The organism is Xanthovirga aplysinae (assembly GCF_009711365.1).
Classification (GTDB): domain Bacteria; phylum Bacteroidota; class Bacteroidia; order Cytophagales; family Cyclobacteriaceae; genus Xanthovirga; species Xanthovirga aplysinae.
The window spans coordinates 1-561 of sequence record NZ_SMMB01000167.1 but is presented as its reverse complement, the minus strand read 5'-3'; the positions used below and the strand labels follow the sequence as shown (position 1 = coordinate 561).

The window sequence follows — 561 nt, the reverse complement described above, 5'->3', positions numbered from 1 at the left end:
ATCCATTTCACCTTGGATTGTATATTGCCCTTTTTCCACAACTAATCGCAGGGCCAATTGTCCGCTTTCATGATATTTCTCTACAAATTATTGAAAGGGAGATTGGATATGAGAAGTTTGCTGCAGGGGTAAAACGATTTATTCGGGGACTTTCAAAAAAGATTTTAATTGCAAATGCTATGGCAATTATTGCTGATGATGCTTTTTCAATTTCAACAGAAGAGCTTTCTACAGTGGCAGCATGGCTAGGAATTGTTTGTTATTCCTTGCAAATATACTTTGACTTTTCAGGATATTCAGATATGGCAATTGGTTTAGGTAAAATGTTTGGTTTCGATTTTTTAGAAAATTTCAACTATCCCTATATATCTAAATCTATACAGGAGTTTTGGAGGAGGTGGCACATATCCCTTTCTACTTGGTTTAGAGATTATCTTTATATCCCATTGGGTGGAAATAGGGGGAGCCATTTGCAGACATATTCAAATTTAATTGTAATTTTTTTTGTAACAGGATTATGGCATGGTGCTAGTTGGAATTTTATTATTTGGGGCCTTTTCC

1 protein-coding gene is annotated in these 561 nt (G+C 35.1%); it reads left to right on the top strand.

Annotation, left to right across the window (positions count from 1 at the left end; all coding sequences use genetic code 11):
• A partial coding sequence (locus E1171_RS00285; RefSeq protein ID WP_187696104.1) for an MBOAT family O-acyltransferase occupies positions 1–561 on the top strand: 561 nt, incomplete at both ends.